Annotated in this window: 14 protein-coding genes; 4 read left to right on the forward strand and 10 right to left on the reverse strand. The window is 42.6% G+C overall.

The features are described 5' to 3' along the window. Position 1: 1 nt before the first annotated feature. Positions 2 to 253 (reverse strand): PepSY domain-containing protein, encoded by a 252-nt coding sequence (locus tag GZH31_RS06765; RefSeq protein ID WP_074988345.1) that lies wholly within the window; start codon positions 251 to 253, stop codon positions 2 to 4. 160 nt (positions 254 to 413) lie between these two features. Continuing rightward, on the reverse strand, positions 414 to 713 hold the full coding sequence (locus GZH31_RS06770; protein WP_036968998.1) for a YciI family protein: 300 nt from the start codon (positions 711 to 713) through the stop codon (positions 414 to 416). Positions 714 to 888: 175 nt separating this feature from the next. Here GZH31_RS06770 and GZH31_RS06775 point away from each other — a divergent pair, with 175 nt between their 5' ends. Then, on the forward strand, positions 889 to 2313 hold the full coding sequence (locus GZH31_RS06775; RefSeq protein WP_036968996.1) for a sodium-dependent transporter: 1425 nt from the start codon (positions 889 to 891) through the stop codon (positions 2311 to 2313). Positions 2314 to 2363: 50 nt separating this feature from the next. On the opposite strand, the gene GZH31_RS06780 is transcribed toward GZH31_RS06775, so the two are convergent. Together GZH31_RS06780 and GZH31_RS06785 are read right to left on the reverse strand one after the other, a co-directional pair. Continuing rightward, on the reverse strand, positions 2364 to 3002 hold the full coding sequence (locus GZH31_RS06780) for a CPBP family intramembrane glutamic endopeptidase (protein WP_036968994.1): 639 nt from the start codon (positions 3000 to 3002) through the stop codon (positions 2364 to 2366). Positions 3003 to 3060: 58 nt separating this feature from the next. After that, entirely contained in the window at positions 3061 to 3648 is a 588-nt protein-coding gene (locus tag GZH31_RS06785; RefSeq protein ID WP_180311508.1) for an inner membrane-spanning protein YciB, read from the reverse strand. 192 nt (positions 3649 to 3840) lie between these two features. On the opposite strand from GZH31_RS06785, the gene GZH31_RS06790 reads away from it, so the two are divergent. After that, positions 3841 to 4110: an HU family DNA-binding protein gene (locus GZH31_RS06790; protein ID WP_065979805.1), complete on the forward strand. Its 270-nt coding sequence runs from the start codon at positions 3841 to 3843 to the stop codon at positions 4108 to 4110. 137 nt (positions 4111 to 4247) lie between these two features. Beyond that, positions 4248 to 4820, forward strand: a complete 573-nt coding sequence (locus GZH31_RS06795) for a type 1 glutamine amidotransferase domain-containing protein (RefSeq protein ID WP_036968990.1) — start codon at positions 4248 to 4250, stop codon at positions 4818 to 4820. A gap of 215 nt (positions 4821 to 5035) precedes the next feature. Here the strand turns inward: GZH31_RS06795 and trpA are convergent, their stop codons facing one another. The 6 genes from trpA to GZH31_RS06825 are packed head-to-tail and all read right to left on the reverse strand — an operon-like array spanning position 5036 to position 11596. Beyond that, positions 5036 to 5848 carry a tryptophan synthase subunit alpha gene (gene trpA / locus GZH31_RS06800; protein WP_036968988.1) on the reverse strand — a complete coding sequence of 271 codons (813 nt, stop codon included), beginning with the start codon at positions 5846 to 5848 and terminating at the stop codon, positions 5036 to 5038. Then, entirely contained in the window at positions 5845 to 7029 is a 1185-nt protein-coding gene (gene trpB, locus GZH31_RS06805) for a tryptophan synthase subunit beta (protein ID WP_036969276.1), read from the reverse strand. The genes trpA and trpB overlap by 4 nt, the downstream gene beginning before the upstream one ends. Positions 7030 to 7036: 7 nt before the next feature. Then, a complete protein-coding gene (trpCF, locus tag GZH31_RS06810; RefSeq protein WP_118844200.1) occupies positions 7037 to 8401 on the reverse strand; it encodes a bifunctional indole-3-glycerol-phosphate synthase TrpC/phosphoribosylanthranilate isomerase TrpF in 1365 nt (454 codons plus the stop codon). Beyond that, positions 8394 to 9413 (reverse strand): anthranilate phosphoribosyltransferase, encoded by a 1020-nt coding sequence (gene trpD, locus GZH31_RS06815; protein ID WP_118844201.1) that lies wholly within the window; start codon positions 9411 to 9413, stop codon positions 8394 to 8396. The genes trpCF and trpD overlap by 8 nt, the downstream gene beginning before the upstream one ends. Positions 9414 to 9422: 9 nt before the next feature. Further along, entirely contained in the window at positions 9423 to 10028 is a 606-nt protein-coding gene (locus tag GZH31_RS06820; protein ID WP_065979808.1) for an aminodeoxychorismate/anthranilate synthase component II, read from the reverse strand. Then, positions 10028 to 11596 (reverse strand): anthranilate synthase component 1, encoded by a 1569-nt coding sequence (locus GZH31_RS06825; RefSeq protein ID WP_118844202.1) that lies wholly within the window; start codon positions 11594 to 11596, stop codon positions 10028 to 10030. The genes GZH31_RS06820 and GZH31_RS06825 overlap by 1 nt, the downstream gene beginning before the upstream one ends. 437 nt (positions 11597 to 12033) lie before the next feature. On the opposite strand from GZH31_RS06825, the gene GZH31_RS06830 reads away from it, so the two are divergent. Beyond that, positions 12034 to 12873 (forward strand): PHP domain-containing protein, encoded by an 840-nt coding sequence (locus tag GZH31_RS06830; protein ID WP_075593665.1) that lies wholly within the window; start codon positions 12034 to 12036, stop codon positions 12871 to 12873.

A 12873-nucleotide genomic window follows, 5' to 3' on the forward strand; every position in this document is an offset into this window, starting at 1 on the left:
CTTAATCCTTTTTCACTTCGCCAGTTTTTTTGTTCACGTGGACATCAACCACATGGCCGTTCGTTTTTAAAATTCTCACGGTATATATTTTTTCTTGCTCTGTGATCTTGAGGGTTCGGCCATCTTCAGCTTTTTTAGCTATAACAACAGCTTGCTTTTTAGTCACCTCAGCAGGTTGCTTGTTATTTGCAGCAGCTTGATAGCTTGAAAGTGCAAATAGTAGGCTAAAACTGAAGGCTAACAATATGCGCATGATGGGGAACTCCTAAACCAGACCCTTTTAGTTTAATTAACCAATTAACTAAAACTCAAGTAAAAACGTTAAATTAAGTGATTCAACGAGCAAATTTTAGTTAATAAGCAGTGAACAAACACTGAATTGTTGCTTCAGTTAAGTTCAGGCCTAAAAGGGCTTAACCAAATACTTTTTTAAACGGCTTAACCACAGAATTATCATAAACGCCCGCAGCGATATAAGGATCGTTGGCTGCCCATTCGCGAGCCGCTTCTAATGATTCAAACTCTGCAACGACTAAAGAGCCAGTAAATCCAGCTTCGCCAGGATCTTCATTGTCAGTTGCTGGCAATGGGCCCGCAGTGAATAATCGGTTTTGATCGGCTAACTCTTGCAGGCGAGCTAAGTGAGCAGGACGTGCAGACTTACGTGCCTCTAAACTATTTTCAACATCTGTTGAATAAATCATATACAACATGGTGTGTTCCCAAAGTAATTTTTGAAAATAGTAGCATATTCTTGTCAATAGACGAGAAGTTATTCGCGTAATAATCTTTACAGCTGGGCATATAGCTTTAACTTATAAAGCTTGAAATACGCGGTGTAACACTGGTAGAGTCGCGGGATTGAAAAAATAATAATAAGGTTTTTAAATGAGCGAAAAACGCGAGCATTTTAGCTCCCGCCTCGGTTTTATTTTAGCGGCAGCGGGTTCTGCTGTAGGAATTGGTAACTTAGTGGGTTTTCCAGTTTCGGCAACTAAAAATGGCGGTGGCGCTTTCCTTTTAGTTTATGCACTGTTTGTCATTTTTATTTGTTTACCGGTAATGATGGCCGAAATGGCAATGGGTCGCAAGGCGCAAAAAGATCCCCTTGGTTCGTACAAGCTTTTAGCGGGTAATGATCCTAAATGGAACTTTGCAGGCTTTTTAGCAGTATTAACGCCATTTATGATTGCTGTTTTTTATATGGTAATCACAGTGTGGATTTTTGGTTATTTATCGCAAACCGCATTGGGTAATTTAGATGCACTCGCTCAGCCAGATAATTTTGGCACGTTTATAAACAGTTATACTGTGTTTGGTTACATGGCTGTTGTCGCCATTATTGTCAATTTAATTCTGGTGGGTGGTGTTAAAGAAGGTATTGAAAAAGCCGCGAAGTTTATGATGCCAGCGCTTTTTGTACTTTTAACGGCCTTAGTTGTTTATGTATTAACCCTTGATAATGCTATGGCGGGTGTTAAATATTACATCGTTCCAGATTTTAGTAAAATGGATGCTAGCGTATTAAATGGGGCATTGGCTCAAGCGTTTTTCTCTTTATCGTTAGGTATGGGTATCTTAATGACCTATGCGTCGTATATTTCTAAGAAAGATGACATTGTTGGCAGTGCAAAGATGGTCGCGGTCACGGATTCATTAGTGGCATTTATTGCTGGTCTTATGGTGTTACCTGCTATTTTTAGTTTTAATCCAAATACAGATCCAAGCACGTTATCAGATTCATCAGTATCAATGATTTTTGTGTACTTACCCAAAATTCTGTTAGCTCTTCAAGCTGACATCGGATACTTTGGTGCGTCGGTCGTTGCTTTTGTATTTTTCTTATTGGTGTTTTTTGCCGCAATTACGTCATTAGTTTCAATTGTTGAAGTACCAACAGCAACGCTAAGCGATCGTAAAGGTATTAGCCGTAAAAAAGCGTTAGCTATTTTAACGCTTTCAACAGGTGTTTTAACGGTTTTATGCACCATGTCGTTTGGTATGGTGGAGTCGTTAACGTCGTTTGTAAATTATGGTGGCGCAGATAAAAGCTTATTCGATATTGTTTATGACGTGTTCTACGATACTATTTTGCCGCTGAATGGTTTAATGGTGTGCTTGTTCGTTATGTATCGCTGGAAAAAAGCAAATCTATCTGAAGAGTTAAGCCAAGGTTGTGAAGGTTATATAGGCAGCTTTACAGAAAAGTATGTGAACTTCTCTTTATCAACATTTATTCCGGCTATTTTACTGCTTATATTTGTAAATACTGTCGCAACGAAGTTCTTTGCATTTAGTATTTTCGGATTTTAAAAAACCGTTCGTTATTGAGCCGCGCACCTTGCGCGGCTTTTTTATATTCGCTAAATAGCCCCTGCATCTAAAACATCACCCAGTCCCAAAGTAAACATCCAAAGCCCCCATAAGCTGTGCTCGATAACACAAACAAAAGTGGAGCGGCTTTTCGCATATGTATAGGAGAACAACAGGCCGCCCATAAAGGCAAGCAGTACCGCAAGTACATTGGCATAGACAATATGAGCGAGGGCAAAGACTGAAGCACTCACAAAAATCCGCACTGTTTTGCTTGGCATAATGCGTTTATAACGGTGAAAAAAATACGTCCTAAAAATCAGCTCTTGTGGCATCACAGATAAAATAGGATAAAGCAGCAACAATAACAGCCAGTCGTTGAATGAGTTTCGGGGTAATGAAAACCAATTTTCTTGATTTATGATGCCGTAAAACATACCTGAAAAGAGTGCACCTAAAAAGAAAAAGCTAAATAGTCTGCGCTTAACGGCACTAAATTGACCAAGACTGGTTAAACGAAAGCGCTTAAAGTGGGGGTCTGATAACAGTAACATCCCACACACACTCATTAAAATGATTAGGGCGGGTATCAGCCAATTCGCAAGGTGTGCGCGTAACAAGAAGCCTAAAAGCGGAAGCGAAACAAATATGAGGGTAAATTCAAACCAGCGGTATTGATTGGCGTTCAATGTCGTCTCAGCGCGTTTTTTGTTTACGTTACCAAGCTAAGACGACAGTTTTATGACATTACAGCTCTTTCGTATCGGTGTTTTCGTCATCTTCAGGTAAGTATTTGAACAGCAAGATAATGGTCGCAAGTACGCAAACAAAGGTGATACCCATTAAACCAAATACTTTAAAGTTAACCCAAAAATCGAGTGAAAAATTATAAGCAATATAAATATTAAGTGCTGAGATACCCGCTGTAACAGCCACCCAGAATAAATTTAGTTTATTCCACAAGGAGTCGGGAACAATGACTTCTTGTTTACTTTCTGAGGCATTTTCTAAAATTGAACTCAATGCTTTTTTTACGAGGTTTTTACCAAGTACATAACGGCTAAATAATAAGGTGAAACTTAAAATTGCGTATACAATTGTGGCTTTCCATTGTACAAATTGCTCATCATGGAAAACTAACGTTAATGTTCCTAGCACGACGGCAATAGCAAAAAAGACCCAGTGGCGAGTCGGTACTTTACCTTCCTTAAAATAACAATACGCAACTTGTATCAAGGTAGTTAGCATAAGTACTGCTGTTGCCCAGTAAATATCAACGAGTTTGAAAACCGCAAAAAACAGAATCAGCGGAATATATTCAATAATTGCATGCATAGATTTTGAAATGCTCTCATTTAAAAAGATAATGGGTTGTATCAATATATTGGCTAAGATACAAGGTTGACTTAGCTTTCCTTAACGCTTAGCCTGCCGAGCCAATTTGACCTAAACCCGTGTTTAGGTTGTTTTACCTTATCTTTTTCCGCTTAACCTTAGATGATTAAGCGGCGTATTTTGGAGCAGTTTATGAATAAAGCCGCCTTAGTGTCGCAAATGGCAGCCCACAGTGAATTAACTAAAAAAGACACCCAAGCAGCGCTGAATAGTATGTTAAATGCCATTGAAAAATCACTCTCAGAAGGTGACCAAGTACAAATTAACGGGTTTGGTACCTTTGCTTTAAGTTATTACCCAGCACGTAAAGGCCGCAATCCACAAACGGGTGAAGAAATTGAAATTGAAGGCGCAAATAAACCTGTTTTTAAGCCTGCTAAAGCCTTAAAGGATATCCTTTAAGTAGGATTTGCAAAGGCACTGTAGTATTTACAGAGCTTGTCGCAACTCATTGAATTTAATTTCAATAATATCAATGCATTAAGCTTGGCATGTTGTCTGCTTTTACTGGTGTAGTTTCACAGTAATAAGGAGGTAACATGTCAGATTTAAACAGCCAACTTAATGGTAAAAAGATTGCAATTCTAGCCACCAATGGCTTTGAACAAAGCGAACTACTGTCACCACGAAGCGCTTTATTAGAAGCTGGGGCGCTAGTCGAAGTGGTATCTCTTGAACGTGGGGATATTACAGGCTGGAATGAAAATCAATGGGGGGAGCGTGTCACTGTAGACCGTGTTGTGAGTGAAGCTGATTCAACGGAGTATGACGCGTTATTACTGCCAGGTGGATTATTTAATCCAGATACGTTACGACAAGATAGCGATGCAAAAGCATTTGTGGATGGCTTCTTCAGTGCCGGTAAGAACAAACCGATTGCGGCGATATGCCACGGCCCATGGTTATTAGCCGAGATTAACAAATTACGTGATCGGAAAGTGACCTCTTATCCGAGCATTAAAACCGACTTAATTAATGCTGGTGCCAATTGGGTTGACCAAGAAGTGTGTGTCGACGAAGGGATTGTAACAAGCCGCAGTCCTGCTGACTTAGAGGCGTTCAATCGTAAGTTTATTGAGGAAATAAAAGAAGGCGTTCATCGTCATCATTAGTCATAAGAAGCAAAAAAGGGCCACAGGGCCCTTTTTTAATATTGGTTGCGCGTTATACCATTCCGCAAAAATACTTAATCATTTTGAGTGATTAAACCAGTCGCTACCTACGTTAAAAATTTCTGATTTAGAACAACTAAATAACTAAATTTTTGCCTTGTTATCAACGCGGTTTTATTGCCTCAAAATAGACCACTTAATTAAGCGGAATGGTATTACTTCGTTGCCGCTTTCATACTGGCAACAAACGCCTTTAAACCACTTAGCATTGCTGCTTGGTCGTCAAGGTTTGCTTCGATGATTTTTACAACCGCAGAGCCTGAAATTGCACCAGCAGCACCCGATTCAAGCGCCGATTTCACATCATCAGGTGTTGATACACCAAAGCCGAGCAAAGCAGGGGCTGCATGGTACTCTTTTAACTTTTTAACCAATGAATCAGCAGGCATTTGTGCTTTGGTTTCAGTGCCCGTAACCCCCGCGCGTGAAAGCAAGTAGGTATAACCACGGCCATAAGATGCACACTGACGTAAGGTGTCGTCATCGGCATTCGGGGTTGCGATAAAAATTGGGTCAATGCCATTTTTCATTGCCGTTTGACGAAACAGCTTTGATTCGTGCAGCGGCACGTCAGCCACTAAAATTGAATCAACACCGGCGTCTTTTGCATCGTGATAGAACTTTTCGATGCCCCGTTTAAACACAAGGTTTGAATACAGTAATAAACCGATGGGAATGTCGGCATTGTATTCACGTACTTGTTTAATAATATCAAAACAGTCTTGGGTATTTATGTTCTCATCAAGTGCGCGAATGTTCGCTGCTTGAATAACTGGGCCATCGGCAATTGGATCTGAAAACGGGATACCTAGCTCAAGCGCATCTGCGCCGCCATCTATCAAACTTTTGATGATTTCTACACTGAGCTCTTTATTAGGATCGCCAATGGTGACAAAGGGCACAAACGCACCTTGGTTTGTCTCGTTTAATGTGGCGAACATGTGTCCGTAACGATTAGTTTGGCTCATAGCGCGCCTCCTTCTGATAAAACACTGTGAACGTGAGCCAAATCTTTATCGCCTCGGCCACTTAAATTAACCACTAAAATTGTGTCTTCGGTTTGTTGCTCGGCATATTTCAGTGCATAAGCCAGTGCATGACTCGATTCTAGCGCAGGGATGATCCCTTCATTTTTAGCAAGGAGCTGAAATGCTTCAAGTGCTTCGGTATCGGTAATACCGACGTACTGAGCTCGGCCTGTTTCATGTAAATGAGCGTGTTGAGGACCCACCGCAGGGTAATCAAGGCCAGCAGAAACAGAGTAAGACTCTTCAATTTGGCCATCATTATCTTGCATAATGTACGTATAGGTGCCGTGTAAAATACCTTTCGTGCCTTTACATAAAGTAGCACCGTGCTGGTGGGTATCTAAGCCTTTACCCGCAGGCTCTACACCAATGAGTTTTACACTTGGCTCATCGATAAAATCAGTGAACATACCAATGGCATTTGAGCCACCCCCTACACAGGCTAATACGGCATCAGGCAAACGGCCTTCTGCTTTTAATACTTGCTGTTTTGCCTCTTCGCCGATCATTTTTTGGAACTCGCGAACCATGGTCGGGAATGGATGCGGACCTGCTGCTGTACCTAGCAAATAATGGGCATCTTTGTAGTTTGCAGACCAATCACGAAGTGCTTCGTTTACTGCGTCTTTTAACGTACCAGAACCGGCTGTTACAGGTATAACTTCTGCGCCCATTAACTTCATACGAAACACGTTAGGCTGCTGACGCTCAACATCTTTTGCACCCATATAAACGCGGCATTTTAAACCAAGTAGGGCACACGCAAGTGCTGTTGCAACACCGTGCTGACCAGCCCCTGTTTCTGCAATCACTTCTTTTTTACCCATGCGTTTTGTTAATAACGCTTGGCCCAGTACTTGGTTGGTTTTGTGTGCACCACCGTGAAGGAGATCTTCACGCTTTAAATACAATTTAACCTTGGGGTTTTTTATTAAGTTTCGGGTTAACGTTAATGGCGTTGGACGACCTGCGTACTCATTCAATAATTTTTCAAATTCTGCCTGAAAAGCAGGATCGTTTTGTGATTTATTAAACTCTGCTTCTAATTGCTTAAGTGCTGGTACAAGCAGTTGTGGTACGAACATACCACCAAATTCACCGAAATAAGCTGGATTTTGCATTCTAACCTCAATAATTTCTGATATGCGAAAACGCATTGTGTAATTTTGTTGGGCATTTTTTACCTGCTGACGCTTCTACGCCAGAATTTAGGTCAAGCCCCTTGGCACCGCGATAAAGCGCTGCATGAATATTCTCTGGATTTAAGCCGCCCGCTAACATAAATGGCACTGTGGCTGTGTCTAATATTGACCAATCAAAGGCTTCGCCAGTGCCACCTTTTTGGGTTTTGCTGTATGTGTCGTATAAGTGGCGGTCAACCCCTTCAAGCGGTTTTGGTAACGTGCCATTTACCGCTTGCGCTTTCCAAATCTCACAGCCAAGTGGCAACTGCTTTCTGAGACTTTGAATATACTCGCTATTCTCATCGCCATGTAATTGGACGGCGGCTAATTTTAGGCTTTGTGCGTAGTCAACGACTTGTTCAAGTGGTGCGTTAACAAACACGCCAACATAGGCAAGCGGGGCACTTTGTGTCACTTGTTTTGCGCAGTCAATATCAACATAACGAGGCGATTTAGGGTAAAAAATTAACCCTCCATACACCGCACCACTTTGATAAGCAGCCTCAGCATCTTGTGAACGGGTTAAACCGCACACTTTATTTTCACCTAAAATCACCTTGCGGCAAGCTGCGTCTAAATCGCGTTCAGCCATGAGTGAACTGCCAATTAAAAAACCGTCACATAAAGGAGCAAGGCGTTTTACATCGTTGTGTGTGTATATACCAGACTCTGAAATAACTACTTTGTCGTTTGGTATTAAGGTGCGTAAGCGTTCAGTGGTTGCCAAGTCCGTACTTAAATCACGCAGGTCTCTGTTGTTGATGCCAATCAAACGAGCATTCAGTGCAAGTGCACGGCTCACTTCTTCTTCGTTGCTAACCTCAGTCAGCACCGACATATTTAAAGTATCTGCGACGTTATGCAGTGCTAAGTATTGCTCATCATTGAGTACTGACAGCATTAATAAAATGGCATCACCGCCTGATAACCGTGCCAAATACACTTGGTACTCATCGATGAAAAAGTCTTTACAAATAATCGGCTGCTCAACCTGACTGCGCACATACTCAAGGTAGTGATAGCTTCCTTGAAAATATTTCTCGTCGGTTAATACGCTTATACAGGTTGCGTATTTTTTATAGACCGCTGTAATTTCATCTAAGTTAAACGGTTCACGGATAAGCCCTTTAGAAGGCGATGCTTTTTTACATTCTAAAATAAATTGTGTGCCTTTTGCTGCCAGCGCACCTTCAAAATCACGGGTGGTTGGCACAACATCCGCAATGAATGATGTAAGTGGACGCTGTGCTTTTCTGGTTTCAAGTTCGATACGTTTGTCGGCAACAATTTTGTCTAATACGTTAGCCATGACTTACCTCAATAATTGCGTTCAATGTGTTCATCGCGCTGCCAGATGCTAACAACTCGGTTACGTGTTTCGCGGCTGTTTTTAAGTCGCTTGCTTTGCCTGTTAGGTAAAGTAGCGCTGCAACGTTGGCAATAATGGCTGCGTTGTGAGCGTCTTCCCCTTGGCCTTGTAAAATCGCTAAACTGGCTTTCGCATTATATTCTGGGCCTTGACCTGCTAATTGTTCAAGTGAATAGTTTGCAAGACCAAAATCGTTTGCTGTCAGCGTGTACTCGGTTAGTTTGCCATCATTGAGCTCAACGACCTTGGTTTCGCCGTGTAGCGCAATTTCGTCGGTACCGGCTCCATGCACTACCATAGCGCGACGCGTGCCGAGGGTTTTTAGGGTTTCGGCCATCGGTAAGCAAAGAGATGCATCGTAGACACCAAGCAATTGCACGTGGGGGGCGGCTGGGTTGGCAAGCGGACCTAAAATATTAAAAATAGTGCGACTTTTCAGGGCAGTACGTACCCCCATCGCATGACGCACACCGCTGTGATAATGCGGGGCAAATAAAAATGCAAAGCCAGTGTTTTCTAAGCATGTGGCAGCTTGCTCTGGGCTCATATCAATATTGATGCCCAAGGCTTTTAGTAAATCAGCTGACCCCGAGTTACTCGATACGCTACGGTTGCCATGTTTTACCATATTGATACCCGCGGCTGCGGCAACAATGGCAGCCGTGGTACTTATATTAATCGTATTTGAGCCATCGCCACCGGTACCGCAGCTATCGGCTAACAGTGTTTTACTGGTGGTAAATGGCACTGCGTTGGCGCGCATAGATGCTGCAGCGCCAGCGATTTCGTCGCTCGTTTCACCTTTAAATTTTAACGCGATAAGTGCAGCAGTTAGCTCTATATCATTTAATTGGCCATTCATTATTGCATCGAATAAGGCACTTGATTGCTCAAACGATAAGTGTTGATTGGCCAATAATTGGTTTAACGGGGATAGGGTTGTTGCTTCCATGTTATTCCTCTACTGCACGCGTGCGGTTAAAAACTCAATACTTTGCTGTAATAGCAAGGCGCCGTTTGGCGTTAAAATCGATTCTGGATGAAACTGGTAACCAAGTGCATTATCTTGCGGGTGATAAATTGCCATTGGAATATTTTCATACGAGGCAATGACATCGACTGCGTCTGGCACTTTAGTTGCCATGAGTGAGTGATAACGCGCTACTGGCATTTTTTCACCCATCCCTGCAAATACAGGGTGATCAGACAACGCAATAATCGACGATTTACCATGAACGGTTTCACCTGCATGGCCAATCACGCCACCATAACTTTGTGTTAATGCTTGTTGGCCTAAACAAATACCTAGCATTGGGAAACGTCCCTTACAAAGCTCAATTAATGCCATTAAGCAGCCCGCATCTGAGGGGGCTCCCGGCCCAGGTGATAACACGAGTAATACTGGCACAGTTTCTTGGCACATTTTGTTATAAATGCTTTGTGCACTGATATTGTTACGGTATACCACTAACTCGCACCCTAACATAGAAAGTTCATCGACTAAGTTATAACTAAATGAATCAAAGTTATCTAAAAAGTAGATTTTATAGGCTGATGGTGTGTTCATTATTGTGCCTCATAAGTCGATTGAATTGCGGTAATCACTGCTTGTGCTTTAGCGCGCGTTTCATTGGCTTCTGACTGCGGGTCTGAATCAAACACCACGCCAGCACCTGCCTGTACATAAGCCATGCCGTTTTTCACAAAGGCTGAGCGAATAACAATACAGCTGTCCATCGCACCATCACCGGTTAAATAACCAACTGCACCACCGTAGCTACCACGGCGCTTTTGTTCTGTTTGACGTACAAGTTCAGCGGCTCGTACTTTGGGAGCACCGACTAAGGTGCCCATATTCATACATGCTTGATACGCATGCAGGGCATCAAGTTCAGGTTTTAATGTACCGACCACGCGTGAAACTAAATGCATCACTTGTGAGTAGCGGTCTACTTTTAATAGCTCTTTGGCATGGCGTGTACCCGGCACGCTTATACGGGCGACATCGTTACGGGCTAAATCAACCAGCATTAAATGTTCAGCGCGCTCTTTTTGGTCGTTACGTAGTTCAAGTTCAATGCGGCTGTCTAAATCTGGGTTTATTTGTCCATTGGCAAATTTACCGCGTGGGCGAGTACCTGCAATTGGATACACTTCAACTTGCTTGCTATCAACACAATATTTAAGTGCTGACTCAGGCGATGCACCAAATAACACAAACTCTTCGTCGCGCATGTAAAACATGTAAGGACTGGGGTTTTGTTGCTTAAGTTGGCTGTAGGCATGAAGTGAATCTGGGCAGGTAAGAGAAAAAGTACGTGATGGTACGACTTGGAAGATATCGCCATCGACAATGTTCTTTTTTAATTTGATGACATGCTCGCAGTATTGCTCATCGCTGACATCAACCGAGACAGAGCTTGCACCGCTTTGCTTTTGTCCTTGGTATTGCGCTGCGTTGTCACATACGCTGTTCAAGCGTTCTAGCTGCTGACCGACTTCGAAGCAATTGGCATGCACTTCTGGGCCGTTAAACACATTACCAATCAACTCGGTGGTTTTGGCTTGATGGTCAATTATCACAAGTGTTTCGGCTAAATAGAAAACATAGTCTGGGCAGCTGTTTTCACCTTCAGGTACGTCAGACAGCGTTTCAAAATTTGCGACCATGTCGTAGGCAAACACCCCGCCAAGAAAGACTGAAAAAGGGTTGTCTGTGGTGCTTTTTATACTGTTTATACAGCTACGAAGAGCGCTAAAAGCATTGTCGGCAATCAGTTTGCTGGCTTCGTCAATATCGCTCGCTACTTCGTTGTAGGTCAATGTGAGAGTGTCTTCAATAAGCACTGCATCGCAGTTTTGCACATGGCTTTGTAAATAAGGTAGTAATTGTTTGCCGTTATTTGACTGTGCTGTCAGTGTGACGTGTTTACCATGGCAAACAATACGTAGCGCTGAGTCAACCAAAATTAGGCTTTTGACACTGTCTTTAGAGTCAATTTCTGCAGACTCTAACAGCAGTGAATTGGGTTTATCGAGTAAACTGTATAACGCAAGTGGGCTACTAATGTAGTCACGCACTTGAGTGATACTGGTCACCTCACCCGGTGTCGTTGTTATATGACTAAAAATCAAACCTTATTCTCCCTCATTCCCAAAAATAAAAACCCCGCAAAGCGATGCTTAAGCGGGGTTCGTATAATAATGTCTATAAATTAGATAGACCCTTACCGTCCCGCTAAGCCAGGCGCCACCACCAATGATGTGTAAGAGTTGCTATGTTATTCATTTATAAAACCTTAAAATTTAGATATAAAAAAACCCGCTACATGAGCGGGTTTTGAAATCGTATAGACACGACAATTCGTCACCCGCTAGTTACGAGTGCCACCACCAAATTGTGATTTGAATTGTTTTGTTCATTGTTATTTCTTTTTCAACGTGTCTTAAAGTGCATACAGTAAAGCGTACCTGAGCCGATACTGTCAAGCATTAATTTACAACAATTAGTATAAAATCTTTGTTATACTCCTATCAATGATTCAAGAACTTACGTTAAGCAGTCTTTTCCTTTGATAAAATACGATTTACATAGCCACACCACATATTCTGATGGTCAGCTATCAGTCGAGCAACTATTACACCGCGCGGTTGAAAAAAATATAGATGTGTTCGCAATTACCGATCACGACACATTGGCGGCGATAGCCCCTGCACGTGACATCATTGCGAATGACGATTTACCGCTTAAATTAATTGCCGGTGTTGAAGTGTCAACTAAGTGGGAAAGCTTTGAAATTCATATTGTTGGTTTAAATATCGACGATGAGAATGAAGCCTTGATTTCGCTATTAAGCTCGCAACAGGCGAAGCGTGAAGAGCGTGCCATCGAAATAGGTCATCGCCTCGCAAAAAATGGTTTTGAAGGTATTTATGACGAAGCGAAAGCATTTGCCGACAATGCCCAAATTACCCGCGGGCACTTTGCTCGCGCACTCATTGAGCGCGGCGTAGCCAAAAACTTTCCCGGTGTCTTTAAAAAATACCTAGGCCGTGGCAAAACAGGCTATGTACCAAGTTGCTGGTGCGATATGCAAACGGCGATAGCGGCTATTCATCAAGCGGGTGGGGTGGCTGTGCTGGCGCATCCTGGTCGTTATCAAATGTCGAATAAGTGGTTGCGTAAGTTGATAGTCGAGTTTAAAAACGCGGGGGGCGATGCAATGGAAGTTGCACAACCCCAGCAAGCACCAAGTGAACGCCAGTTTTTAGGTGAGCTTTCTAGAGAATATGATTTACTCGCCTCACAGGGGTCAGACTTTCATTTTCCTACAAGCTGGTTGGAGCTGGGAAAAAATTTATACTTACCCAAAGATTGCCAAGGTGTTTGGCAAGCGTGGGAAGGGCAATAG

Source organism: Pseudoalteromonas sp. JSTW (assembly GCF_013423925.1).
Taxonomy (GTDB): domain Bacteria; phylum Pseudomonadota; class Gammaproteobacteria; order Enterobacterales; family Alteromonadaceae; genus Pseudoalteromonas; species Pseudoalteromonas lipolytica.